Here is a 23,714-nt window from a genome sequence, read left to right on the forward strand (position 1 = left end):
AGGGGGACGAGATTAATGACGAATGCAACGCACGACCAAACCGTGAGCCTGCGAAAACCTGACGTGGACAACATCATCGCGCGATTTTCGCAGGCTCTGGTAGTGTTCGCGGAACGCTGGTTTCCGGATGCTTATGTCTTCGTCCTGATCGCGGTGATTGCGGTTGCCGTCGGTGCGATCCTGCATGGCGGCTCGCCGCTCGCGGTCAGTCGCGCGTTCGGCGACGGGTTCTGGAATCTGATTCCCTTCACGATGCAGATGGCGCTGGTCGCGATCGGCGGCTATGTCGTGGCGATGTCGCCGCCGGTGGCGGCCGTGCTTGCGCGGCTGGCGAGCGTGCCGAAGACCGGGTGCGGCGCAGTGGTCTTTGTCGGCGTGCTCAGCATCTTCCTCTCGCTCTTGAACTGGGGCCTCAGCCTGATCTTCTCCGGCCTCTTGGTGCGGGAGATCGCGCGGCGCACCGACATCCGGCTCGACTATCGGGCGGCCGGCGCGGCCGGCTATCTCGGGCTCGGCTGCGGCTTCACGCTCGGGATCACGTCTTCCGCCGCACAGCTCCAGGCCAATGCCGGCAGCATTCCGGCGTCCCTTCTGCCGATCACCGGCGTGATCGGCTTCTCGGAAACCATCCTGACCTGGCAGAACATGGTCACTGTCGTGATGGTGACCGTCGTGTCCGCCGCAATCTGCTATTTCACGACGCCGGCGCCCGAGCAGGCCAAGACGGCGGAGGACCTCGGCGTTGCGCTCGGTAATGATCGGATCGAGGCCAGGAAGCCGGCCCGTCCGGGCGACTGGCTCGAGTTCAGTCCGCTGCTGACGATCCTGATCGCGCTGCTTGCCGCCGGCTGGCTATGGCAGACCTTTCAGTCGGGCAATCCGCTGATCACCCTGTCCGGCCTCAACACCTATAATTTCGTTTTCCTCATTCTCGGCATTGTGCTGCACTGGCGCCCGCGCAGCCTGATCGAGTCCTTCTCCAAGGCGATGCCGAGCGTCTCCGGCGTGCTGCTGCAGTTTCCGTTCTATGCCGGCATCGCGCAGATCCTGACCAAAGTGCCGAACAGCGGCGGCACCACGCTGTCGGACACGATCGCGCACTGGTTCGTCGGCGCCTCCAGCAACTCCACCGTGTTCTCGTTCCTGGTCGGAATCTATTTGGCGCTGCTCGGCTTCTTCGTGCCGTCGGCGGGCGGAAAGTGGATCATCGAGGCGCCCTACATCATGAAGGCGGCCAACGATATCGGCGCGCATCTGGGCTGGACGGTGACGGTCTACAACATCGCCGAGACCCTGCCGAACTTCATCAACCCGTTCTGGATGCTGCCGCTGCTCGGCATTCTCGGCCTGAAGTCGAAGGATTTGATCGGCTACACCTCGGTGCAGTTCTTCATCCATTTCCCGATCGTGATGCTGCTGGCGGCGATCCTGATGGCGACCTTCAGCTATCGCCCGCCGATCCTGCCTTGAGGAATCACGGCCGGGCACCGTAGGGCTCGGTGCCCGGCCGTCGCTTTGCCAGTTCAGCGGTCCGCAACCGTCATCACCAAATCTGTGCTGTTTTTCCGCCCGCCGCGAATGGATGCATCGCGCCGCGCGGTCAACTTTGGACAGCCATTTCATTGACCGCAGCGCGCTTCGGCTGGATATTGATGCGCGCTATCCTACGATGTTCAAGGTCACTGCAATGAGACATGACGACCGCAGCCTGATGTACGACATGCGAAGCCGCATGCAGCATCGCTGCATCTCGGCGGTGACCGGCGTCTGTTGTTGATCGCTTCGACAAATCCAGAGTCAGCGACAATCAGACAGGAGCGCCGTCACCCGGCGATTGAGCACGCATGTCCCAAGCCCAGATATCCCAAGCCCAAAAATCCCTAGCTTACGTCATCGAAATATCGGATCGCACAGCAGGTATCGTTGTCAGCGACAAAAGCGGCTTCTGCTTCTTCTCCTCCGACCGCGCCTTTGACGGCCTCGATGGCGGCTATTTCGGCTCCGCACGGGCCGCGGAGCGCGCGGTGAGGGCGCTGTTGCAGCAGCAACGTGAGTCCCGGAGCCGCAGGTAATGTCGTTGAGGCCAATCCTCAGGATGCCGCGGCGAGCGGCGGCGAGACCACCTGCGGTGCCTCGGGCGCCTGTGTGGCTGATGTCGCGGGCTGGAAGCGGATGCCGTGCAGAGAGACGGTCAGCGGGATGCCGCGGAAGTCGTCGTGGAAGGCGCGAATCCGGCGGGCCAGCTCGCCGGCGCTGATGCCGGCGGGAAGCTCGCACATCTCCCGGTACATCCGCCGGGTGCTCTTGATGCCGCACCAGGCGATGTCCAACTCCTTCAGCGGCGCGCCATCGCAGGCGAGGTCGCGCGACATCCGCCAGAACAGATGGGCAAGCCGCACATAGGCAATCTGCTCGAGGCCGCGCACGCTGATCTTGTCGGGAATGATGAAGGACTCGACGCCGACGATCGGTCCGGAATCGACGCGCGCGGCCATCACATGGGCCGTCGCGCCGAAGGTGCGGGCGCCGTCATAGAGCGCGAAATGCGCCGGCGCCCAGCCCGGATATTGCGGCGGGCCGGGGTGAAATTGTAGGCGCCATGGCCGAGCGCGGCCAGCATGCTTTCAGGCACGATCACGCTGGTGGTGAACGCCAACAGCCGGGCGTCGCGCAGGACCTCCGGCTCGATCGCGGCGAGGTCGTCGGCCGTCACCGCGCAGCGGAACGACAGCGCGGGATTGTGCGCCTTCAACAGCTCGGTGAGCGCGAATTGCTGGCTGGCGACGCCGGTGAGAAGGATGATGGTCTTCATGATGCGGATGTCCTTCCCTTGTTCAGCCCTTCAGCCGATATCAGCTGCGTTGACCGGCCATAACGACGACACTGCCGGCATCGCGGGATTGACCCACGGTGCGGAACAGATCGGCCGGCAGTGTCTGCCAGGGCGCAATCTCGATAATCCGGTTGTTCGCGCTCTTCGCTGCCGATTTCGCCGCGCGGATATCGTCCTGCCACGGGCAGAGCGCGAGCTCGAGCCGGCCGAACCCGCCGCAGTCGGCGGCGAACGCGCCGGTCACCGCCTCGATGCTGGCGGCCATCTCGCGCGCGTCGCTGGTCGCGATATCGCGCATGATCACGGTGATCGCGGCATTCGAAGCTGCGTGCGAGTTGATTACGATCATCGCGTCGCGGCCGCCGCTGCGGCAGGCGCGCCGCGCGGGGCGCATTGCGACGCCGAATTCGGCGTCTGGTCCAAGATCGCTGTTGTCGGTCGGCAGATTGTGAACGACGGTGGTGTGGCGGGGCGTGCCGACGTCCTCAGCGGGCGCATGGTACGAGCGCGGCAGCCAGGCGGCGTCGAGCGCGATCTGCGACGACGTCAGGCTCCAGGCCTGGTCGAGCAGATAGCCCTCCCAGACCGCGGGATAGGCGGTCGCGATGTGATGCCAGTTGCGCAGCAGCGCTTCGGCGGCAGGCGACCGGCCGAAATAGAGCGTGCGCGCCGACATCTCCCATCGGTTCCATTTATGGAGCGCGACGTCGCAATCGAGATATGACGGCAGCAGCGGGGGCTCGCTGAGCGTTGCATCGGCTTCGATGAAGAGCAGTGGCTCGCGATGCTCCTCCCACATCCGTAGCATGAAGGCAGATTTCTCGGATGCGCGTATCTGCTCGCCGTCCGCGGTGTCGATCGGTACGATGTCGCAGGCGATCTGAAATTCGGCGAGCTTCTGCCGGAGCGCGCCGGCATGATCGTCGCCGAGGGCGCAGGGATAGCAGGAGACTACGCGCAGCGATGCGTCGGGTCGGCAACCTTCCTCGGGCGCGATCGGGCGCCAATTGAGGCCGCCCCACCACATCTCGTGCGGACCGTCGGAGCTCGGCCCGATCGTGCCGTAGTCGGTGAGCTTGGATTTGAGGAAGTCGAATGCCGGATTCTCGCCGAAGGGGATAACGACCGCACAGTCGGCGCGAAGCGACCGGTAAAGCATCTCGGCGGCGGGACCGCTCGGCGGCCCAGCGAGGATGACGACGCCATGATCCCGCGCCGGAACTGAACCGGGCTGATGGACGGCCGCGCGTCCGAGCCGCGCGGACAGCCATGCGAGCCGCCGGCGCTGCGCCGCGTTGATCCGGATGCCGTTTGCCGACAGCAATTGGTCTAAATTCGTCTGCAAGCCGTCCGCTTGCGCCGTGTCAGCCGATGTCATGCCCGCGCTACCCCTCGTTAACCTTCTACGAGCGGGGCGGTCAGATCAGGCGGACAAATCACTTGCCGTTCGCGGCCGGCGTGCGATTGGCGCTGCGCCAGGTCAGCGTGGCCGAGGCGGCCTCGTTGCCGTCGCGGTCCCCGAGCGCAAGGATGCGGTCGTGGTCGAGGGCGGTCAGCGCGACCGTGTAGATCGCAACATCCTCTTCGAAGCCGTCGACCGGGATCAGCAGCATGCCGTCGTCACCGGCGGCACGGAAGTGACGGCCGCTCCTCTCGATGCCGCCATCGGTGAGCCGTCCCTCGGCGATCGTCTTCATGTTCGAATTGTCCGCGGCCTTTGCGGCGCTCTCGCCGTACTGCACCGTGATGCCGTGGAGTATCCCGTTGCTGGTGAGCTTTGCCAGCGGAAGTGCGATGGTCGCCACCGTCATGCGGCCTGACAGCGGAATCCGCAGGCGAAGATCGCCGAGCCCGGTGTGATAGACGTTGATGGCCTCGAGCGACGCCTGGCCATCGTGGCGGAACAGGCCGACCTGCAGCGTCCCGCATTGGGCTTCGCCGAACACGTTCGCGGACAGGCGGTTGGCGCCGAACAGCGTGTAGAGGTAGGCATGCGCCGGTGACAAGGCGGCAAAGCTGCCGGCCAGCCACATCGGAGGCGCCGGGGCGGTGCAGGCGGACACGAGCCCGCGGGCGACGATGCAGTCGTTGACGAAGCTGGCGTCGAGCAGGGGCGCCAGCGCCTGGGTGCCGAGATTGACGTCATGCTTGATGCCGCCGAGCAGCACGAGCTCGTCGTCGTCTGGCAGCAGCAGCAGGCGTCCAAGTACAGCGGCGGCCCAGCGTGCCGCAACAGTGGGGTCCGCGTAGGGCTGCAGCGCGTAGCGCGGTGCCAGCTCGCGGGCGCGCGCGGCATAGGCCAGCACCCCCGACTGCACTTCGGTTGCGAGCGCCAGCTGCGCGGCCGGGCGCTGATCACCCTCGCGCAACACCTCGCCGCTTCGATAATCGCGCGCCGATCCTTCCGCAGAACAGCATAGCTGCTCCAACAGCGCGACGTTGCGGATCAGCATGCGTTTTACGTGCGGCGTGACGACCCGATCGGAAATCAGCCCCTCTGCGGTGTCGTCATCGGCGATGTCGTCGAAGGCATCGTCAAGCGTCAGCAGATAGGCGCCGTGCAGGCGGGTGCGAATGCCCTCGCGATCGAAGATCCGGCGCAGCGACTTCTGCACGCTAGCGGAATAGCCGAGATCGACGAGGATCAGGTCGGTGCAGTTATCAAAATCCTGGATGTGCGCGCGCAGATAGGCGAGCAGCCGGGCGCGGACCCCGGCGGCGATATCGGTGATCTCGCGCGGGTCCATCAGATCGGGCAGGGCGTCGGCAAGTTCGCGGCCGCTCGCGATGCCATCGGGGTATTGCGCGAAGAAATTCATCACCGCGGGCGGCTGCACCTTGACGATATCGACAAAGGTCGCCGCATCGATCTTGACGACCCGGCTCAACAGCTCGCAGAGCGGTTCGAGCGTATCGGCGGATCCGACCAGGCTGACGCGGCGATTGATCTCGACATAGGCGCCGGTCTCGCCATGGTCCGCCTGCCAGACACGATGTGGCAGCAGGCCGTCGCGGCCGAGGAATCCGATCGCAACCCGCGCGCCCTCGCGGGCGAGCGCGGAGCGCCGCGCTTCGATGAACGCGTCGAATGCCGCCATCACCGGTCCGAGCACGGTGACGCCGAGATGGAAGGCGGGAGAATGCTCCGCGCTCTGTGCCGTCACTACACGCCGCAGCGTGCGGGCGCCGCAATCGAGCCGCGACGGCTGATCGGGACAGAGCAATTCGTAGATCGATGCTTCACGCTGAAACTTGGAGGCCAGTGCCGCGCTGGCCTGCGGATAATAGCGCGGGCGGATGCCATGACGGCGGGCACCCTTGATATCGGCGTTGTGGTTGTCGCCGATATGGAACGAGCTTGCCGCATCGATGGCTTGTTCGGCGAGATAGGCCTCGAACAGCACCTCGATCTTGCCTGAGCCGTGATCGCAGGATGCGTAGAGGAAATCCCAGGTCAGTCCGGGGCTGCAGCTGCGCAACAGCTGCGCGAGCTGGTCGGTGCTCCAGTAGGTGTCGGAAATGAAGCCAGTGCGAAAGCCGCCGCGCTTCATGTCCAGATATTGCTCAAGCATTTCCGGATTGACGCGGCACAGCTCGAGCTCGACCCCGAACTCGATTCGCGCGAGATCGCGCAACGCATCGCGGCTCAGGCCGAACAGCCTGAACGGAAAGTACTTATAGATGTCGGCGATGTGCACTTCAGTGGAGCCGCTGCGCTCCAGCGCAACCTTGCGCGCGCGCGCTTCGGCCTGGATTCGATGCTGAACGAAACTGACGGACATATTTGGAAATTTTTCAGCAATGGGCGAAAGCTGAAAAACCCTTTCAAATACGCCATCTGGCGTCGTGCACGCACGCAACAGAAATGTATCGAAAACATCGAATGAACATGCAGAAACATTCTGCGCTCGACGCGTCGCGTCGACCGTCATGATCGTCATGCGCAAAATTCCCGCCAGTCCTCATGCGTTGAACGCGTGCGTGAGACAAATCAGGCGCGCTGATCCAAAAAAGTTGATGCGCGATTCAAAAACGCGCGCTTCGCGACTGACAGATTCAAAAAATCCGATAACGTCGAAAAGGTGATTCGGAAAAAATTGCCTAGTCGCAATCGTCGAATGCAAGATGGCGACCAACGGCGACGGATCACTCGCATGCTCCGCGCATGCATGTGTTCGCGTGGCGTTAGTTGGTGTGACAACAGCGTTTTCCGGCGCGACGATCTCTTCCCGCGGGCATGCAAGGCGATGCTGAACGACTGCTCCAGATCCCGTCGAACTTTTCCCTGCGCGCTGACGCAGCGGCAGCTTTTGCCGGGCAGTCGGCAAAAATATCCAGCTAAGCATTTGAAAAGTAACAAAAAATCTTCGCCTGGTTTGTCCAGCGCCTCCGTTCAACGCTCAGAAGCCGCATGGGATGTGTGCCAGCGGCGCTGGTTGGAGAGCGGGGCATGAGTTACGCGCTTGATATGACGGCAGCGGCCGAGATCGAGGCCACGACGGCCGCGGTCGCGCCGGTCGAGGCGGCTGCGCCCTGGAGCGACGTTCCCACGGTCGCCGATGCGGGCCCGCTCGACACCGTCGAGATCCAGGACGAGGACAAGGAATTGCTCGACCGCCTCGCCGCCGGCGACGAGGCGGCGTTTCGTGCTCTGGTCGAACGCCATGTCGATCGCGCCTACGCGATCGCGCTGCGCATCGTCGGCAACGCCGCCGACGCCGAAGACGTGGTGCAGGACACGATGCTGAAAGTGTGGACGCATCGCGGCCGCTGGCAGCACGGCCGTGCCAAGTTCTCGACCTGGCTGTATCGCGTCGTCAGCAACCGCTGCATCGATCTGCGCCGCAAGCCGCGCACCGAGAATGTCGACGTCGTGCCCGAAGTCGCCGATACTCAGCTCGATGCCTCGACGGTCATCGAGCGCAACGAGATCGGCAATCTTCTGGAGGTGGCGATGCAGCGGCTGCCAGAGCAGCAGCGCGTCGCGGTGATCCTCTCCTATCATGAGAGCATGAGCAACGGCGAGATCGCCGAGGTCATGGATACGACCGTGGCCGCGGTGGAGTCGCTGTTGAAGCGCGGACGGCAACAGCTGCGCGAAATGCTGAAGCGGCACGAGCGCGACCTGCGCGGCGCGTTTACCGACTGCTAACCATAAAATCCGGCATCTGAAGATTTTGCGCCTGACCTGCGTCGGCCGACCCGTTTGATCGGGCGGACGGGGGCTGGATCCGCGTCACCTCTCTTTTTCACGATGCGGCATGCCATGCCCCATCAGCACAGGAGCTACTCATGCCGGCAATTTCCACCAACACCGCCGCCAACTCCGCGGTCCGCTACCTCAACATCAACTCGCAGCAGGAAACCAGCGCGCTGTCGAAGCTGTCGAGCGGCTCGCGCATCACCTCGGCCTCCGACGACGCGGCCGGTCTCGCGATCTCGACCCGCATCTCCTCCGACATCACGACGCTGCAGCAGGCCGCCACCAACGCGGCGCAGGCGACCTCGATCCTGCAAACCGCCGACGGCGGCGCCTCCAACATCTCGGACATCCTAGCCCGCATGAAGTCGCTGGCCTCCGAGTCCGCCTCCGGCACCGTGGCTGACTCCAGCCGCGCCTACATCAACTCGGAATTCACACAGCTCAAGGGCGAAATCGACTCCATCGCCTCTGGCACCCGCTACAGCAGCCAGAGCTTGCTCGACGGTTCGAGCGTGTTCTCCTCGGGCGTCTCGGTGCTGGTCGGTTCGACCTCGGCCGACACCATCACGATCACGCTGACCAGCCTGACGGCGTCCTCGCTCGGCGTCACCTCGCTCGACGTCTCCAGCCTGTCGAGCGCGACCAGCGCCATGTCGGCACTCGACAGCGCCATCGACACCGTGTCGTCGGCCCGCGCCGAGATCGGTGCCCAGGAGTCGCGCTTCAACTTCAGCGCCGACTCGATCTCGACCCAGACCCAGAACCTGCAGTCGGCCAATTCGGCGATCAAGGACGTCGATATCGCTTCCGAGCAGGCGACGCTGTCCTCGGCCGAAGTGAAGACCCAGGCCGCGGTTTCGGCGGAAACGGCGGCGAACCAGATGCCGCAGTACCTGCTCAAGCTGCTCGGCTAAATCCAGGGATAGATCGGGCCGGCATGATGCCGGCCCGATTCCCATTGCGGCGGAAGTGTCGACATGACGGTTAGCAGCGCCACCTCGAGTACATCAGGCACGACGTCGTCGAGTTCTGCCAGCTCTGCCAGCACGGTGACCACGACCGGCACGACCAATTCGACCAGCATCGACTGGGACGCCCTGATCGAAGCCGAGGTCGACGCCAAGCTCGCGGCGGCGACCTCGATCACCACGACGATCACCGCGAACCAGGCCAAGGTCACGGCCTACCAGTCGCTGCAGACCGAGCTGTCGACTTTGGCAACCGGGTTGTCGTCGCTCAGCTCGTCGATCATCAATTCGATCGCCACCAACGCCTTCGCCACGCGCTCGGCGACGATTTCGTCCACCGGCGACGTCAGTGCCTCCTCGGCGCTCAACATGAGCGTGAACAGCGGCTCGGCGACCGGCGATCACACGCTCCAGATCACCCAGCTCGCCACCGCGCAGAAGGTGATCGGCTCCTCGCAGTCGAGCTCGTCGACGGCGCTGGGCCTCGCCGGCACGTTTTCGCTGGGGCTCGCGGGCGGCAGCAGCACCGCGATCTCGATCACCAGCGGGATGACGATGCAGGATGTCGTCGACACCATCAACGCCCAGACCTCAAGCACCAATGTCCAGGCCTCGATCGTCCAGGTGTCGAGCGGGTCCTACGAGATGGTGCTGACCGGGACCGAGGACGCCGCCGACATCACCTATTCCTCGACCTCCGGCGACGGCATCCTGAACAAGCTCGGCGTCACCGACACGTCGGGTGCCTTCACCGACGTGCTGCAGAAGTCGCAGTCCGCGGAATTCACCCTCGACGGCATCGCGCTTACCCGCAACACCAACGACATTTCCGACGTTCTCGGGCGTCACCTTCGATCTGCTGCAGCCGACGCCGAGCGGCACCAGCCTGAACATCAGCATCCAGACCGACACCAGCCAGATCACTTCCGCGCTGCAGACCTTTGTCACCAATTACAATGCATTCCGCGACCAGGTGATCGCGCAGTCCGCGCAGAATTCCGACGGCACGGCCGCATCGAGCGCGGTGCTGTTCGGCGACAGCACGATGCGCGATATCATGACCCAGCTGCAGCAGGTGCTCAGCGGCTCGGTTGGCGGCATGACGATGGCTGACCTCGGCCTGTCCTTCAACGAGAACAACGAGCTGCAACTCGATACCGGCACGCTGTCGACCGTGCTGACACAAAATCTCGCCGGCGTCACCCAGCTGCTGTCGGCGCAGACGACCACCTCGTCCAGCCAGCTCAACGTCGTCAACACCGGCACATCGCCGCAATCGTTCACGCTCGACGTGACGGTGGATTCGACCGGCACGCTGACCGGCGCGTCCGTCGGCGGCGACAGTTCGGGCTTTTCGGTGGTCGGCAACAGCATCATCGGCAATGCGGGCACGATCTACGCCGGCATGGCATTCACCTACACCGGATCGACCTCGCAATCGATCACCGTGACGTCGACGTCCGGCCTTGCATCGCAGCTCTATCAGCTCGCGCACACCAGCTCCGGGACCAGCGGTCAGTTGCAGACCATGATCACCAATTTGCAGTCGCGCGATACCGATCTGCAGTCCCAGGTCAGCGACATCCAGAGCAATGCCGCGACGTTCAAGGCGCAGCTGCAGGTCCAATACGCCAATTATCAGGCTGCCATCGAAAGCGCGAACAACACGCTGGGCTACCTGAAAGCACTCCTGGATTCAGCATCGAGTAACTGATGACACAGAACGCTACCGCCTACCTTGCCAACAATGCCTACCGATCCGCCGCAGTGGCGGTGCCGCCGCTGAAGGCGGTGGTGATGCTGTGCGACGGCGCGATCACGCTGTTGCAGAAGGCGCTGGACGCGCACGAGGCGAAGCGCTTCGAGGAAGGCCACACCTATCTGACGCGGGCGACCGCGATCCTGCGCGGACTGAGCCACAATCTCGACTTCACCCGTGGCGGCGCGATGGCCGATCGGCTCTACCGCACCTACAACGCCCTGATCATGGCGTGTCTGCGTTCTTATGGCCGGCCGCAGGCCAGGGAGAATTTCCGGCGCATCATCGCCAGCCTGACGGAACTCCGCGACGCCTGGAAGTACGTCGAGGCCACCGCCGGCAAGGCCGCCAAGGCCAAAACGCTCGAATCAGCCGCCGGCCGCTAGGCGCGGCTGAGGCACGAATCGCCCGGCGAGACCGCTTCGCCGGTGGTGCAGGACGCCCCGGGGAAGGCGTCCTGGTGGGGAAAATAGCCGCCTGACGGACACCATGCTGGACCTGACGCACCGGCGGCGGAAATTGATTTCCGCCGTCCCGCGAATGCTTTATGACAGCCTTGGCGACGAGGCTGGATCTACGCGCGCGATGGACGTTGCGATATTCGAAGACCTGATCGACCGGCTGGGGGAGGATCTGTCCCGCTGGCCCGACGATCAACGTCTTGCCGCCGTCCAGCTCCTCGCATCCTCGGCCGAGGCGCGGACGCTCTATGAAGAGGCGAGCGCGGTACGCCGGGCGCTCGCCGCGCCGCCGGTTCGCGCGCCCAAGGAGCTTGTCGACCGCATCGTGACCGCCGCGGCGAAACTGCCCCAAGAGACGGCACAGGAGATGGCCTCGGAGCCGGCCGCGCCGGCGGATCAGCCGGGCGATGCGCAAGCTCCGGGTGATGCGGCACAGCAGGGCAAGGTGTTGCCCGCGCTGTTGCTGGCCCTCTGCCTGTTGCCCGCATTGGCGCCGCCGGCATTGATGCTCGGCGAACCGGATCTGCCGATCAGCCTCTCGCTCTAGGCTCTCCACATTCCTTTTGCGCCCGCGGCCCGGTGTCCGCGGCAGATCGCTTGCGCCCGCTCGGCGCGCCGTGAAGCCGCAGCCGACGCGGCAAATTCTGTCGATTAATCAAGTGATTCCGCGCGGATGAATCCGCGCCTGAAATCGGCGCGTCGTCCGTTTTATCTGCGAACGACTTCACGATCCCAATGTTCCAACGCGTTCCGCCGCCTTAGCCCGCGGCGAAGAGAGCCTTGTCATGACCGTCTCCTCGGCAACCTCTGCTGCAGCCTCCGCCGCCTCGAGTTCGTCGAGTTCATCGTCGAGCGCATCGATGGGGATGAGCTCGACCGATTTTCTCAATTTGCTCGTCAGCGAGCTGCAGAACCAGGATCCGCTGAACGCCACCAGCACGACCGACTTCATCAATCAGCTCACCTCCTACGCCAACTTCACCGAGCAGCAGTCGACCAACGCCAGCATGACGTCGCTGGCGAGTTCGTTCTCGAGTCTCGTGACGCTGAACTCGGTCAACTATATCGGCCACACCGTCGAGGCGAAGACGAGCACGGCGGAGCTGACCAATGGTTCGGCGACCTTCGGTTACTCGCTCACCTCGGCCGCTTCCAACGTCGCGATCACGATCCAGGATTCCTCGGGCAACACGGTCTGGAGCGGCAAGGGGACCGGAAACGCCGGCTCAAACAGCTTCACCTCGAATGGTCAGACCACGAGCGGCACCCAGCTCAGCGATGGCGGCCAGTACACGATCCAGGTGACCGCGACCGACGCCGCCGGAAACTCGCTGCTCAGCTACACCACGATGACGGGAACGGTGACCGGGATCGATGCCTCCGGCTCGACGCCCTCGCTGCTTGTGAACGGCGTCCCCGTCAGCGCCGCCAACATCATCGGCGTCACGTCCTGATTGCTTCCGGAGTATTATCATGAGTCTCACTGGTGCACTTTCCTCGGCGATCTCGGCGCTCAATGCGCAGAGCCAGTCGCTGGCAATGATTTCCGACAACATCTCCAACGCCGATACCACGGGTTACAAGACCACTTCGGCGATGTTCGAAGATCTGGTGACGGCGTCGAACAGCGCCACCTCATATACGTCCGGCGGCGTCACGGTGTCCGGCCGCGCCAACATCACCCAGCAGGGATTGCTGGCCGCGACCACCAACGCCACCGACGTGGCGATCCAGGGCAGCGGCTTCTTCGTCACCACCAACGCGACGTCGGGCGGCACCACCTCCTATACGCGCAACGGTGCGTTCACCACCGACAACACCGCCTATCTCGTCAACAACGGCAATTACCTCGAGGGTTGGCGTACCGACGCTGACGGCAACATCGTTGGCAACGCCTCGGCCGCGAGCCTCGGGCCGATCAACACCCAGGTGGCATCAACCAGCGGTAGTGCCACCACCAAGACCACAGTCGCGGCGAATCTGCCGGCCGACGCGGCCGTCAACGCGACCTTCAACAGCTCGATGACGGTCTACGATTCGCTCGGCACGGCGAGCACGATCCAGATCGACTGGAAGAAGACCGCCGACAATACTTGGCAGGCCAGCTTCGAGCAGCCGAAGCTAGCGTCGGACTCCAGTACGGCCAGTGCGAACGCGATCACCGACACGGTGGATATCACCTTCAATAGCGACGGTTCGCTCGCCTCGACGGTGCCGAGTCCGCCAACAATCTCGGTGACCGGCTGGAAAGATGGTGCGGCCGATAGTTCCAGCACCAATGCCATCACGCTCAATCTCGGTACGGTCGGCAAGACCGACGGTCTCACGCAATATTCGTCGGGCGAAACCACGCCAGCGGTCGATCTCACGAGCATCACGTCGGACGGCCTGCCTTACGGCAAGCTGAGCAGCATCTCGATCGGAAAGGGCGGCGTGGTCGACGCGACCTATTCCAATGGGCAGACGATCGCGATCTACAAGATTGCGGTCGCGACCTTCAGCGATCCCAACGGATTGAGCGCGGCCAGCGACGGCATGTACTCCGCGACGGCAGCCTCCGGCAACGCCACGCTGCAGACTTCGGGGAGCAACGGTGCCGGAACGATCTACGGCAGCGAGCTGGAATCCAGCACCACCGACACCAGCGGCCAGTTCTCCAACATGATCTCGGCGCAGCAGGCCTATTCGGCGGCATCGCAGGTGATCACCACCGTCGACAAGATGTTCGATACCCTGATCTCGGCGGTGTCGCGATGATGACCGCAAAGAATGACCGCTTGCTGGTCCGGCTGCGGCGGCTGAAGGCGATGGCCGCTTCGGTTCAGCCGAACGACCGGGCGCAGCTCACTGCGCTGCTCGACGATGTGGAGACATTGCGCGGCGAGCTGATGCGCGAATGCGCGCGGCTCGACCAGGAACTCAACCGGGCCACGGTCCGGGTAATGGCGATCACCGCGTACGGGCGCAGCGCACAATCGGTCCGCGCCCTGCGTCGCGGACACTAGCTTGAACGGGAGCGATGACATGACACCGGAACGCAACATCAAGATCAATCCCGCGGGCAATGACGAGCGCGCGAGGTCGTTGATCGCGCTGATCGACAATCTGATCGCAATCGTCAACGAAGAGAACGTCGAGCTCGCCAAGGGCCTGCCGGCCTCGCGGCTGAAGCAGGTCGACGAGAAGAACCGGCTTGCCACCCTGTTCGAGCAGTGCGTGGCCGAGGCCGTCGGCAAGACCGCAAACCTCAACGTCCAGGACCGGGTGCTGCGCGAGCAGCTGATGGACCGGATCCTGGAAGCTCCGCGGGGCGATGGACGAGAACGTGATGCGGCTGCGCGCGGCGATCGATGCCAGCAACCGCCGGATCGAGGCGATCATGCAGGCGATCCGCGAGCAGATCGCCAATGTGTCGCCCTACGGGGCCGGCGGCCGTCGCGTCACGCCCGCGATGTCCTATGGGACCAACGTGCGGGCCTGATCTGGTCCGCGCCGGAGGGAGTTAGCCGTGTCGTCGCTCGATATTGCACGAAGCATTGCATTCAGCGGGCTGTCGGCCACGCAGGTGCAGATCAGCGTGACCTCGGCAAATATCTCGAATGCCGATACCAAGGGCTACACCGAGAAGACCGCCAACCAGAGCGCCAGCGTCACCGGTGGCGTCGGCACCGGCGTCACGATCACGGGGATCACCAGCGCCGTCGACAAGCTGCTGCTGAAGTCGCTGGTCGGGGCCGATTCCGATCTCGGCGCCGCCGACACCACCAACAGCTTTCTGACCGAGCTCCAGCAGCTCTACGGCAGCACCTCGAGCGGGGACAGCTCCACCACCGGCACCTCGCTTGCCAACACGCTCGCGGCATTCGAATCGGCATTGTCGTCGCTGGCGAGCACGCCGAGCAGTGCGTCGCTGCAGTCGAACGCGGTCAGCGCGCTTGCCGCGGTCACGACGCAACTTCAGCAGACCTCGAGCGGCATCCAGACGCTGCGCTCCAATGCCGACCAGGATATCGCTTCGTCGGTCACCGACATCAATTCCGATCTGCAGCAGATCTCCGACCTCAACAAGCAGATCAAGCAGCAGGCCGCAGCCGGGCAGTCGACCGCCGATCTGGAGGACCAGCGCAGCAGCGCGCTGCAGGACCTCGCGTCGATGATGAATGTGAGCTATTTCACCACGTCGACCGGCGATCTGCAGGTTTACACCGGATCGGGGCAGGCGCTGGTCGACAGCACGGCGCACCCGCTGAGCTATACGGCGCTGCCCAGCGTCACGGCTTCTACTACCTACAGCGCAGGATCGTCGAGCGGCTTCAGCGGCATCACCGTCAACGGGGTCGACATCACCTCGCAGATCTCCTCCGGCAAGGTGAGCGCGCTGATCACCCTGCGCGACCAGACGCTGCCCGCCGCACAGTCGCAGCTCGACCAGCTTGCCCAGCAGCTTGCCGCGAGCGTCAATGCGGTGTCGAACCAGGGCACGTCGGTGCCGCCGCCGTCCAGCCTGACCGGGACCGCCACCGTGAGCAGCGCGACGGCGCTGTCGGCGACCGGCACGGTGCGCATCGCGGTTGCGGACAAGAGTGGAAATCTCGTGTCCTACAAGGACCTGAATCTGTCGTCCTTCGCGACGGTCGGCGATCTCGTTACCGCGATCAACGGCATCTCGGGCCTGTCGGCGTCGGTCGATGCCAATGGACATCTGTCGATCGCGGCGACCGGGTCCGGCAACGGCGTCGCCATCAATGAGATGACGAGCTCGGTCGGCAGTTCCGGTGAGGGGTTTTCGAACTATTTCGGGCTCAACGACCTGATCACGGGGACTGGCGCGTCGGATATCGCGGTTCGCAGCGACATCCTCAGCGGCACGGCGGCGTTGCCGACGGCGACGCTCGATGCGTCGTCCACGTTGACGGTCGGAAATTCGGTGCTGTCGCCGGGCTCCGCGACGGTGGTGAACGCGCTCTCGAGCACGCTGACGGGGTCGACCAATTTCGCCATGGCGGGTGGGCTCGGCGCCACCACCGGCTCGTTCACCGATTATGCGGCCGCGATCGTCGCCAACGTCGCAAGCAAGGCGACCCAGGCGTCGGCGACCTACACCGCCAAGCAGACCGCACAATCGACCTATGCGAGCTCGCTGTCGTCGCAGTCCGGCGTCAACCTCGACCAGGAAAGCGCGAATCTGAGCTCGTTGCAGAACAAATACGCTGCCGCGTCCCAGATCATTACGACCATCAACGCGATGTTCTCGGCGCTGATGACCGCGATGAGCGCAAGCTGAGTGTGAGGCCGCTGTCATGATGATGCGTGTTGCCACCTTTGCACAATCGGAACAGATGATCACCAGTGCGCTGCGGGTGCAGGCGGTGATGGCCAACGAGCAGGTGCAGGAGTCCTCCGGGCTGCAATCCGAGGATTTCGGCGGTTACGGTCCCGGCGCCGGGCGCGTCATCAATCTGCAGGTCTCGGTGACGCGTGCCCAGTCCTATATCGATGCCAGCAATCTCGCCGACAACAAGGTGCAGGCGATGTATTCGGCGGTCGGCTCGGTGACCGATATCATCACGCAGCTTCGGACCCAGCTCAGCGCCGCGACCACCGGCAGCAGCACGGCGACGGCGTCGGTGATCAACTATGCCCAGCAGGCGATCTCGCAGATGCAGGGGCTGCTGAACACGCAATATGACGGCGAGTATGTCTTCAGCGGCGCCCGCACCGACACCGCCCCTGCGGATCTGTCGACGTTCGACACCGGCTCGCTGACGACATCAGACACCAGCTACTACAAGGGCGACAGCGAGATCGCGTCGGTGCGCGTCTCCGACAGCCAGTCGATTTCCTACGGCGTCACCGCTGACAACCCGGCCTTCGAGCAGGTGATGCGGCTCTTGAAGTACGTCGGCAACAGCACGACACTGTCGTCGAGCGATATCTCGCAAGCGCTCGACCTTGCCAGCAATGCGCTGGATGCGACGTCAACGGTGCAGGCGAAGCTTTCGACAGCGGCTTCGCAGATCGAGACCGCCAGCACCAACCAGAGCGACTACCAGAATTTCGCAAAGACCCTGTCGACAAACCTCACCAGCGTCGACGTCGCTGCAGTGACGGCGCAGCTTTCGACCTATCAGGCGCAGCTGACCGCATCCTATTCGGCGATCTCCAAGATCCAGAGCATGAACCTGGCGAGCTATCTGCGATAGCGGGCCACAGGTCGCATCAGCGGTTCAGGATCTTCAGCCAGACATCGCCGAGGATGATCGGTTCGCGTGGGGCAAGCCAGGTGAGGCCAGCCGCCTGGCCAAGCTGGCCGATGCTGCCCTTGCTTTGCATATCCTCAAGCACCTTGTTGACGGCATCCAGCAGTGCATTGTCGGTTTCGAGCGCAACGTAGCCGCGGTTGGCGCCGATCGGGTAATAGTAGCCGGAGGCCGTTATCCCGGTGTCGGGATGCTCGGCGCGGTAGGCGTCGAACCGGCGCAGGTCGAGCAGCGTGGCGTCGAACTCGCCGCGCTCGAGCTCGCCCAGCAGGTCGCTGCGCCCCGGAACGAGGTGGGTGATGTCGTCGATCAGCTTGCCCTTGTCGAAGGTCATCAGGATGGCATCGCCGAGCGTGCCGCTTTCGATCGTGAGGCGAAGCCCGGCAAGATCGCCGATATCGGTGATCTTGCGGTCCTTGAGCTTGTCCTTGGCCTTGGGACCGAGCACGACGGTCATCGGCGAGTAGATATAGGGCCGGCTCGGCACCAGCACGCCGATCGGGATCCGCCGGCGCCGATCCTCGCGGGTGGCGCCGTCGAAGTCCGGCAGCTTGGCCGTCGTGACGCCGGGCACCCTCAGCGAGTCCGTGGTGAGGGCGTAGCCGCCGACCAGCGAGCAGCGTCCGTCCGACAGCAGCGCGTTGGCTTCGAGCGCCGGACTCGAATCCTCGTCGAGCTTGCTCTCGAACCACTGGATCTTGAGCGGCCGTCCGAGCCTCTCGGCAATGGCCTGCGCGAGCGCCACGTCGAAGCCGGCATCCGGCTTGCCGCGATGATGCGCCGACAGCGGCGGCAGATCCTCGTCGAGACATACCTTGAGCGGGTCGCCGGCGGCATGCGCCGCCGCCGTCACGGCGAGCAGCAGAGCCGCCGCTGTGCCCGCAAGCAGAGCCCTCATGGCGTCCTCCGGCTCGACACGAAGGCCCAGACGTCGGCGATCTCCTGTTCGTTCAGGATGTCGACCCAGGGCGGCATCTTGCCGTTCTTGCCTTGCTTGACGGTCGTCACGAAGCGCGTCTTGTCGTCGGGGAAGGCGCGCAAGTCCGGCGTGATGGTGCCGGAGTTGACCATGTTGGGCCCATGGCAATGCGAGCAGTTCTTCGCGTAGGTGACCTTGCCCTCGTCGGCCTGACCGGAAAGATCGATTGCACTGGTTTGCTGTGCGGCAGCCGGGATCAGCATGATCAAGGCCGCCGCGACGGCGGCGAAGATCGCCGCCGTCAACAGGGTTACTCTTTCAGTCACGTGCGCTCCGCGCTCAGTTCTTGACCGCGAAGACCCACAGCGACCCGCCGGGCGGCACTTTCGCCAGCCGCTCGTCGCCGGAGAACAGTGCGTAGACGCCGCCATAGCCCGAGGTCACCGCGACATACTGCACGCCGTCCTGCTGCCAGGTGACGGGCTGCCCTTCGATGCCGGAGCCGGTCTGGAACTGCCAGAGCTTCTTGCCGGTGTCGGCGTCGAACGCCTCGAACTCGCCGGTCAGCTGACCGGAGAACACCACACCGCCGGCGGTGGAGAGCACGCCGGAGAAGCGCGGAATGTCGCTCGGCGCTTCCCACTTGGCCTTGCCGGTCATCGGGTCGATCGCCTTGAGATGGCCGCGCGGTCCGGTGCCCCATTCCCAGGGATCGGTGAGGTCCATGCCGAGATACCACTCGCCCTGCTTGAACGTCACCGGCTCGGCCTTGTACTTGCCGCCGAACGCCAGCGTGTTGGCGTAGGCGAGGCCGGTCTGCGGATTGTACGACATCGGCTCCCAGTTCTTGCCGCCGAGGATCGACGGATAGACGGTGACCTTCTTGCCGTCACGCGCATCCTTGCTGACGTCGGTCTCGATCGGGCGTCCGGTCTTCATGTCGATGCCGGTGGCCCAATTGACCTTCACATAGGGATTGGCCGCGAGCAGCTTGCCGTTGGTGCGATCGAGCACGTAGAAGAAGCCGTTGCGGTTGGCATCCATCAGCACCTTGGTCGGCTTGCCCTCGACATTCATGTAGGCGAGCACCATCTCGGCCACCGAGTCGTAGTCGAAAGGATTGTTCGGCGAGAACTGGTAGTGCCACTTGATCTTGCCGGTCTTCGGGTCGAGCGCGAGCACCGAGCAGGTGTAGAGGTTGTCGCCCGGGCGCACCGCCGAATTGAACGGGCCGGGATTGCCGATGCCCCAATACACCGTGTTCAATTCGGCATCATAGGAGCCGGTGATCCAGGTCGATCCGCCGCCGAGCTTCCAGGTATCGCCCTTCCAGGTGTCGCCGCCGGGCTCGTCCGGCGTCGGGATCGAATAGGTACGCCAGAGCTTCTTGCCGGTCGCCGGATCCCAGCCGTCGATGAAGCCGCGGGTGCCGAATTCGGCGCCCGAGATGCCGGTGATGACAACGCCATCGGCGACCAGCGGCGCCACCGTCATCGAGTAGCCTTCCTTGATGTCGGCGGCCTTCTCGCGCCACAGCTCCTTGCCGGTCTTGGCATCGAGCGCGATCACGTTGGCGTCGAGGGTGGTGCGGAACACCTTGCCGTCATAGAGCGCCGCGCCGCGATTGATGATGCCGCAGCAGACGATACGCGGCGTCTCGGCGGGATACTCGACCTTGGTCTTCCAGATCTGCTTGCCGGTCTTGGCGTCGATCGCGATCGTGGCGCTGTGGGTGGTGACGTAAAGGACGCCCTGGTAGACGAGCGGCTGCGATTCCTCGCTGCGGTCGTCGTTCAAACTGTAATTCCAGACCGGCACCAGATTCTTGACGGTGTCCTTGTTGATCTGGTTCAGCGGCGAGAAGCGCTGAAGATTGTAGCCCATTCCATAATTGAGAACGTTAGATGTATCAGTCGCCCCCTTGACCAACTGTTCGTTGGTCTGCGCGCTTGCACCATACGATGCAAGAATCACGAGGCTTGCGGCCAGCGCAATGCGTCTCATCATATCTCCTCCCAATGAACCTTTTTGCTGCACGCCTATTCCCTGACGTTGCGGATGCAACCATCGGCCTGAAAGCAAAACGGGTCAATACGAAAACGTGAACGAACCCCAGCGAACGCGGCGACCCGGTCAAGAACGTCAGGTTTTTCGCAGATGCGTCCGTAGCTTACCGCGGCGTGGAATACACAACACCACGCGTGGCCCGCGGTTATGTCGCAACGCGCACGGTTCGATCAGCTTGACGGCGAATGGGGACAGGCACTCGGGCGCGGCTTCGTGCCCCGCTTGTCCGGCGGCACATTGCAATTGTCGATGCGCTGCTCGTCGGTCCATTTGCGGCCGAGCCGCTCCTTGCCGGTGAGCGTGCGTTGCTGGACCGCCTCCGCGGATCGGGCAGGGGCTCTGGTCTGTGCCGACACCGGCGCGATCAGGCCAAGCACGACAAGGCAGCCCAACGCATTCCTGCAAATGCCGCTCATGGATGACCTCGTTCATTCTGGTGCTATGCGTCAGAACTCCAGAGATGACCGGTGGGGCAGTCTCGTTCCACCCGAAACCCGACGAGGGCTTACCGGCTGTGCAAACTGTACGGCGCGTCTCCAAAGCTGCTATGCTTTGTCTCGATTTGCAGCGCTTCGTCACGTCGCCGGAGCGGCACGCAAGGGAGACGAATGATGATTTCGCGCCGATCGCTTGCTTTGACTTTGGGCATGGCCGCCCTCGCGGGCCCCGCTTTGGCGGCATCCGGCCGCGGCAGCGTGCTCAAGATGCTCGATCCCGACAATGACGGGACGGTCGACCTTGCCGAAGCCAAGAAGGCGGCCGCCGACCTGTTCGCGAAGCTGGATCCTGACCATGATGGCACGCTCGACGTGCGCGAATTGCGCGGACGGCTGACCGCGAAAGAGCTGGCGATGGCCGATCCCGATCACGACGGCACCCTGACGCTCGACGAATATCTCGCGGTCGTCGAGCAGCGCTTCAAGGCCGCCGATCCCGACAATGACGGAACGCTGGATGCGAAAGAGCTGAAGTCGCGCGCCGGCCGGGCACTGCTGCGCCTGCTCAAATAAGCTTCCGGCAGCACCCTCCACGGGGCCGATTCCGGTCATTGACGCTGGAATCCGGCGCATAACAAAAAAAGTTGCGATTTCGCTCTTGGACAAGACTCGGCTGCCGTGATCGGGTCTCCTTATCCGTGCGCCGCTGCCCGGCAGCCGGAAAATGCCTGACAGAACAGTGTCGGAATTTCCCAGCCCTTCCAAAGCCGGGCAGGCGTCAGCGAGCCGTCGTCCGTTCCGGCATGTCCAGCAGCGAAGTCGGGTCCTTAACCCCCAGCTTGCGCCCTGGAAAAGCCAGCCCTAGCTTGCCGCGCGGCGCGAAGCTTGCGCCAACTTATACTTGGGAGAAGGAAATGGCCTGGAAAACACCGAAGATCGTCGAAGTGCCGGTGGGCATGGAAATCAACATGTACGCCTGCGCGGCGCGCAAGTAACGCAAGTAATGTGAGACAGCCTGCCCGGCTGGTGCAGCTTGCTGCATCGGGCCGTGGCAGGCGTCTTTCGCGCAAAGTACTTTCGCGGCTCTGATGCAGTCGCTCGAACAGCTTCTCTCACATCCTTCCCACTGGACCCTTGAGATCGACATCGCCCGCGCGATTGGCGGGCCGCACGGCTTTGTCCTACAGTGCGGTTCAAGGTGGTGCTACGGGACGATGAATCTCGCAATCAAGATCGGGCGTTGGGTGGGCGTGGTGTGCGCGGCGGTTGCCGGCGTCGCCGCGGTATTGCCGCTCGGCGCCTATGCCGAGGGTTTTGATACCGAGCACATCTTCGGATTCATGATCGGCTCCGATGTGGGGGGGGGCGGCGAGCGCGAGTTTCAGACTCAGGCCACCGGGCGCTTCGCCAAGGACGGCGGCCGGTATCGCACGCTCAGTCAGGAACTGGAGCTCGAGCTCGTTCCGGCGCCGAATTTTCGCGTCGCGCTCGGAACGTCGTTCTCGGCCTACGACATCAACCGCGTCCCCGGCTTTGACGATCGCCGCCAATTGTCGTGGCAGAGCGTCTCGGCCGATTTCCGCTATCGCTTTCTCGATCGCGAGTCGGCGCCATTCGGTATGACCGTCGCGTTGGAGGCACGTGCCGACCGCGTCGACGAAGTGACGGCCGCAGCCGTCCGCAGCTACGGCACCGAACTCACGCTGGCGTTCGACCGCGAAGTGATCCCGAACTTTGTGGTGGCGGCCTTGAACGTCAGCTATGAGCCGGAATGGACGCGGATGCCGCGCACCGGCACAGCAGAGCAGGATGCCACGGTCGGCGTCGCGTTCGGGCTGATGGCCAAGGTGAAGCCGGATATCCTGCTCGGCGGCGAAGTGCGCTATTTCCGGAAGTATGAGGGGATCGGGCTCGATGAATTGTCCGGGCAAGCGCTGTTCATCGGGCCGACCGCCTATTTCCAGCTCTCCGAGCGCTCACGCCTGACCGCGACCTGGAGCGTCCAGGCCTGGGGACAGCACGCCGGGAGCAGCGGTGCCCTCGATCTGGTCAATTTTGAGCGCCATCAGGCGCGGCTGGTGTACGGTCTCAACTTCTAGGTTCCGACGTCCTCTCACGGGGCTGTGAAACTCTGCCTTGTCTGATTACGTATTCCGTCGTGTTATCTATTTCATGAGCACGCTTAGGGATCGCGCATGAACCCGATTGATCTGATCGTCACTGTATGTGCCGTGCTGTCGCCCGCCACCTGCGAGGAGCAGCATCTGGTGTTCAACTGGAGCGGCTCGCTGCAGCAATGCGCCATGGCCGCGCCGCCCTACATCGCGCAATGGGTCGGTGAGCATCCGAAATGGACCGCCGTGCGATGGCGCTGTGAATATCCGCACAGCAATGACCGCGCCGGCACCGGTGGCGAGCCGCCGGCGGGCTAGGCGCTCTACTTGTTGCAGTCCTTCAGGTCCTTGTCGGAAACCGAAAACACGGCGTCGGCCTTGATCTCGATGTCGCGGACGAAGCATTGCTTGGCACCGCTGTAGCCGACCTTGGCGTCGAAGCGGCCGGGCTCGACGCCGGTGATGCGCAGCCGCTCGTCGTGGTCGACTTCCTTGTCCTTGTCATTGAGCGTCTGGTTGGGACCCCACTCGTTCTTGCCCGCCGGCGACAGCTCGAAGCTCGAAATCGTGGCGCTGGTCAGATTCCACAGCCGGATGCCCTTGCCCTTGCTTTGGGCCAGCACCGCGCCCGGCAGCACAAGCAACGCAACCCCAGCAGCAATCAACGCGCGCGACATCCAATTTCTCCCTTAC

The 23,714-nt window shown here is 63.9% G+C and carries 24 protein-coding genes and 3 pseudogenes; 18 read left to right on the forward strand and 9 right to left on the reverse strand.

Annotation, left to right across the window (positions count from 1 at the left end):
• Positions 1-15: 15 nt before the first annotated feature.
• From HAP54_RS26670 to HAP54_RS26680, 3 genes are all read left to right on the forward strand, one after another.
• Entirely contained in the window at positions 16-1,470 is a 1,455-nt protein-coding gene (locus tag HAP54_RS26670; RefSeq protein WP_166305321.1) for a short-chain fatty acid transporter, read from the forward strand.
• Positions 1,471-1,606: 136 nt separating this feature from the next.
• Entirely contained in the window at positions 1,607-1,777 is a 171-nt protein-coding gene (locus tag HAP54_RS26675) for a hypothetical protein (protein WP_166305324.1), read from the forward strand.
• 67 nt (positions 1,778-1,844) lie between these two features.
• A complete protein-coding gene (locus tag HAP54_RS26680; protein ID WP_175619490.1) occupies positions 1,845-2,072 on the forward strand; it encodes a hypothetical protein in 228 nt (75 codons plus the stop codon).
• Positions 2,073-2,090: 18 nt separating this feature from the next.
• On the opposite strand, the pseudogene HAP54_RS26685 reads toward HAP54_RS26680, so the two are convergent.
• From HAP54_RS26685 to HAP54_RS26695, 3 genes and pseudogenes are all read right to left on the reverse strand, one after another.
• A pseudogene (locus tag HAP54_RS26685) lies at positions 2,091-2,815 on the reverse strand (formyltransferase family protein).
• 37 nt (positions 2,816-2,852) lie between these two features.
• A complete protein-coding gene (locus tag HAP54_RS26690; protein WP_312022812.1) occupies positions 2,853-4,178 on the reverse strand; it encodes a hypothetical protein in 1,326 nt (441 codons plus the stop codon).
• Between the two features lie 91 nt (positions 4,179-4,269).
• Positions 4,270-6,774: a hypothetical protein gene (locus tag HAP54_RS26695; protein WP_166305330.1), complete on the reverse strand. Its 2,505-nt coding sequence runs from the start codon at positions 6,772-6,774 to the stop codon at positions 4,270-4,272.
• A 509-nt stretch (positions 6,775-7,283) separates the two neighbouring features.
• Here HAP54_RS26695 and HAP54_RS26700 point away from each other — a divergent pair.
• Entirely contained in the window at positions 7,284-7,985 is a 702-nt protein-coding gene (locus HAP54_RS26700) for an RNA polymerase sigma factor (protein WP_166305333.1), read from the forward strand.
• 140 nt (positions 7,986-8,125) lie between these two features.
• Positions 8,126-8,950 carry a flagellin gene (locus HAP54_RS26705; RefSeq protein WP_029080085.1) on the forward strand — a complete coding sequence of 275 codons (825 nt, stop codon included), beginning with the start codon at positions 8,126-8,128 and terminating at the stop codon, positions 8,948-8,950.
• On the opposite strand, the gene HAP54_RS26710 is transcribed toward HAP54_RS26705, so the two are convergent.
• Positions 8,947-9,216 (reverse strand): hypothetical protein, encoded by a 270-nt coding sequence (locus tag HAP54_RS26710; RefSeq protein WP_248114578.1) that lies wholly within the window; start codon positions 9,214-9,216, stop codon positions 8,947-8,949. The two genes, HAP54_RS26705 and HAP54_RS26710, sit on opposite strands and share 4 nt — an antisense overlap.
• Between HAP54_RS26710 and fliD the strand changes: the two are divergent.
• The 9 genes and pseudogenes from fliD (at position 9,137) to HAP54_RS26755 (ending at position 17,427) form a co-directional block, all read left to right on the forward strand.
• Positions 9,137-10,718 (forward strand): annotated as a pseudogene (gene fliD, locus HAP54_RS26715) (flagellar filament capping protein FliD). The gene HAP54_RS26710 and the pseudogene fliD sit on opposite strands and share 80 nt — an antisense overlap.
• Positions 10,718-11,149: a flagellar export chaperone FliS gene (gene fliS, locus HAP54_RS26720; protein WP_029080083.1), complete on the forward strand. Its 432-nt coding sequence runs from the start codon at positions 10,718-10,720 to the stop codon at positions 11,147-11,149. Before fliD ends, fliS begins: the two are co-directional and overlap by 1 nt.
• A gap of 103 nt (positions 11,150-11,252) precedes the next feature.
• Positions 11,253-11,771: a hypothetical protein gene (locus HAP54_RS26725; RefSeq protein ID WP_312022810.1), complete on the forward strand. Its 519-nt coding sequence runs from the start codon at positions 11,253-11,255 to the stop codon at positions 11,769-11,771.
• A 238-nt stretch (positions 11,772-12,009) separates the two neighbouring features.
• Positions 12,010-12,678 (forward strand): flagellar hook assembly protein FlgD, encoded by a 669-nt coding sequence (locus HAP54_RS26730; protein WP_166305336.1) that lies wholly within the window; start codon positions 12,010-12,012, stop codon positions 12,676-12,678.
• Between the two features lie 19 nt (positions 12,679-12,697).
• Positions 12,698-13,981, forward strand: coding sequence for a flagellar hook protein FlgE (flgE, locus tag HAP54_RS26735; RefSeq protein WP_166305339.1), 1,284 nt, complete (start codon positions 12,698-12,700; stop codon positions 13,979-13,981).
• A complete protein-coding gene (locus HAP54_RS26740) occupies positions 13,978-14,229 on the forward strand; it encodes a hypothetical protein (RefSeq protein WP_166305342.1) in 252 nt (83 codons plus the stop codon). The genes flgE and HAP54_RS26740 overlap by 4 nt, the downstream gene beginning before the upstream one ends.
• A 19-nt stretch (positions 14,230-14,248) precedes the next feature.
• Positions 14,249-14,705 (forward strand): annotated as a pseudogene (locus tag HAP54_RS26745) (flagellar protein FlgN).
• A 27-nt stretch (positions 14,706-14,732) separates the two neighbouring features.
• Positions 14,733-16,508: a flagellar hook-associated protein FlgK gene (flgK, locus tag HAP54_RS26750; RefSeq protein ID WP_166305345.1), complete on the forward strand. Its 1,776-nt coding sequence runs from the start codon at positions 14,733-14,735 to the stop codon at positions 16,506-16,508.
• Positions 16,509-16,524: 16 nt separating this feature from the next.
• On the forward strand, positions 16,525-17,427 hold the full coding sequence (locus HAP54_RS26755; protein ID WP_166305348.1) for a flagellin: 903 nt from the start codon (positions 16,525-16,527) through the stop codon (positions 17,425-17,427).
• A 16-nt stretch (positions 17,428-17,443) separates the two neighbouring features.
• Here HAP54_RS26755 and HAP54_RS26760 read toward each other — a convergent pair whose 3' ends face one another.
• From HAP54_RS26760 to HAP54_RS26775, 4 genes are all read right to left on the reverse strand, one after another.
• Entirely contained in the window at positions 17,444-18,382 is a 939-nt protein-coding gene (locus HAP54_RS26760) for a substrate-binding periplasmic protein (RefSeq protein ID WP_166305351.1), read from the reverse strand.
• Positions 18,379-18,666 (reverse strand): c-type cytochrome, encoded by a 288-nt coding sequence (locus HAP54_RS26765; RefSeq protein ID WP_051346139.1) that lies wholly within the window; start codon positions 18,664-18,666, stop codon positions 18,379-18,381. The genes HAP54_RS26760 and HAP54_RS26765 overlap by 4 nt, the downstream gene beginning before the upstream one ends.
• 76 nt (positions 18,667-18,742) lie before the next feature.
• Entirely contained in the window at positions 18,743-20,407 is a 1,665-nt protein-coding gene (locus tag HAP54_RS26770; RefSeq protein WP_166308427.1) for a methanol/ethanol family PQQ-dependent dehydrogenase, read from the reverse strand.
• Positions 20,408-20,640: 233 nt separating this feature from the next.
• Positions 20,641-20,886: a hypothetical protein gene (locus tag HAP54_RS26775; RefSeq protein ID WP_224741772.1), complete on the reverse strand. Its 246-nt coding sequence runs from the start codon at positions 20,884-20,886 to the stop codon at positions 20,641-20,643.
• Between the two features lie 195 nt (positions 20,887-21,081).
• Here HAP54_RS26775 and HAP54_RS26780 point away from each other — a divergent pair, with 195 nt between their 5' ends.
• The 4 genes from HAP54_RS26780 (at position 21,082) to HAP54_RS26795 (ending at position 23,339) form a co-directional block, all read left to right on the forward strand.
• A complete protein-coding gene (locus tag HAP54_RS26780; RefSeq protein WP_166305354.1) occupies positions 21,082-21,480 on the forward strand; it encodes an EF-hand domain-containing protein in 399 nt (132 codons plus the stop codon).
• 341 nt (positions 21,481-21,821) lie between these two features.
• The gene (gene pqqA / locus HAP54_RS26785) at positions 21,822-21,902 is read left to right on the forward strand and encodes a pyrroloquinoline quinone precursor peptide PqqA (protein WP_009031067.1); all 81 of its coding nucleotides are present in this window, start codon (positions 21,822-21,824) and stop codon (positions 21,900-21,902) included.
• Positions 21,903-21,995: 93 nt separating this feature from the next.
• Positions 21,996-23,006: a hypothetical protein gene (locus tag HAP54_RS26790; protein ID WP_249817801.1), complete on the forward strand. Its 1,011-nt coding sequence runs from the start codon at positions 21,996-21,998 to the stop codon at positions 23,004-23,006.
• 96 nt (positions 23,007-23,102) lie between these two features.
• A complete protein-coding gene (locus tag HAP54_RS26795) occupies positions 23,103-23,339 on the forward strand; it encodes a hypothetical protein (RefSeq protein ID WP_166305357.1) in 237 nt (78 codons plus the stop codon).
• Between the two features lie 5 nt (positions 23,340-23,344).
• On the opposite strand, the gene HAP54_RS26800 is transcribed toward HAP54_RS26795, so the two are convergent.
• On the reverse strand, positions 23,345-23,698 hold the full coding sequence (locus HAP54_RS26800) for a hypothetical protein (protein WP_166305360.1): 354 nt from the start codon (positions 23,696-23,698) through the stop codon (positions 23,345-23,347).
• Positions 23,699-23,714 lie beyond the last annotated feature (16 nt).

Origin of the sequence: Bradyrhizobium sp. 2S1 (assembly GCF_011516625.5) — a bacterium.
Taxonomy (GTDB): domain Bacteria; phylum Pseudomonadota; class Alphaproteobacteria; order Rhizobiales; family Xanthobacteraceae; genus Bradyrhizobium; species Bradyrhizobium septentrionale.

Coding starts and splice junctions, on each gene's coding strand:
- HAP54_RS26670 (WP_166305321.1), top strand. CDS start 16: ATGACGAATGCAACGCACGACCAAACCGTGAGCCTGCGAAAACCTGAC.
- HAP54_RS26680 (WP_175619490.1), top strand. CDS start 1,845: ATGTCCCAAGCCCAGATATCCCAAGCCCAAAAATCCCTAGCTTACGTC.
- HAP54_RS26695 (WP_166305330.1), bottom strand. CDS start 6,774: ATGACGATCATGACGGTCGACGCGACGCGTCGAGCGCAGAATGTTTCT.
- HAP54_RS26700 (WP_166305333.1), top strand. CDS start 7,284: ATGAGTTACGCGCTTGATATGACGGCAGCGGCCGAGATCGAGGCCACG.
- HAP54_RS26705 (WP_029080085.1), top strand. CDS start 8,126: ATGCCGGCAATTTCCACCAACACCGCCGCCAACTCCGCGGTCCGCTAC.
- fliS (WP_029080083.1), top strand. CDS start 10,718: ATGACACAGAACGCTACCGCCTACCTTGCCAACAATGCCTACCGATCC.
- HAP54_RS26725 (WP_312022810.1), top strand. CDS start 11,253: ATGCTGGACCTGACGCACCGGCGGCGGAAATTGATTTCCGCCGTCCCG.
- HAP54_RS26730 (WP_166305336.1), top strand. CDS start 12,010: ATGACCGTCTCCTCGGCAACCTCTGCTGCAGCCTCCGCCGCCTCGAGT.
- flgE (WP_166305339.1), top strand. CDS start 12,698: ATGAGTCTCACTGGTGCACTTTCCTCGGCGATCTCGGCGCTCAATGCG.
- HAP54_RS26740 (WP_166305342.1), top strand. CDS start 13,978: ATGATGACCGCAAAGAATGACCGCTTGCTGGTCCGGCTGCGGCGGCTG.
- HAP54_RS26755 (WP_166305348.1), top strand. CDS start 16,525: ATGATGATGCGTGTTGCCACCTTTGCACAATCGGAACAGATGATCACC.
- HAP54_RS26760 (WP_166305351.1), bottom strand. CDS start 18,382: ATGAGGGCTCTGCTTGCGGGCACAGCGGCGGCTCTGCTGCTCGCCGTG.
- HAP54_RS26765 (WP_051346139.1), bottom strand. CDS start 18,666: ATGCTGATCCCGGCTGCCGCACAGCAAACCAGTGCAATCGATCTTTCC.
- HAP54_RS26770 (WP_166308427.1), bottom strand. CDS start 20,407: ATGAGACGCATTGCGCTGGCCGCAAGCCTCGTGATTCTTGCATCGTAT.
- HAP54_RS26775 (WP_224741772.1), bottom strand. CDS start 20,886: ATGAGCGGCATTTGCAGGAATGCGTTGGGCTGCCTTGTCGTGCTTGGC.
- HAP54_RS26780 (WP_166305354.1), top strand. CDS start 21,082: ATGATTTCGCGCCGATCGCTTGCTTTGACTTTGGGCATGGCCGCCCTC.
- pqqA (WP_009031067.1), top strand. CDS start 21,822: ATGGCCTGGAAAACACCGAAGATCGTCGAAGTGCCGGTGGGCATGGAA.
- HAP54_RS26790 (WP_249817801.1), top strand. CDS start 21,996: ATGCAGTCGCTCGAACAGCTTCTCTCACATCCTTCCCACTGGACCCTT.
- HAP54_RS26795 (WP_166305357.1), top strand. CDS start 23,103: ATGAACCCGATTGATCTGATCGTCACTGTATGTGCCGTGCTGTCGCCC.
- HAP54_RS26800 (WP_166305360.1), bottom strand. CDS start 23,698: ATGTCGCGCGCGTTGATTGCTGCTGGGGTTGCGTTGCTTGTGCTGCCG.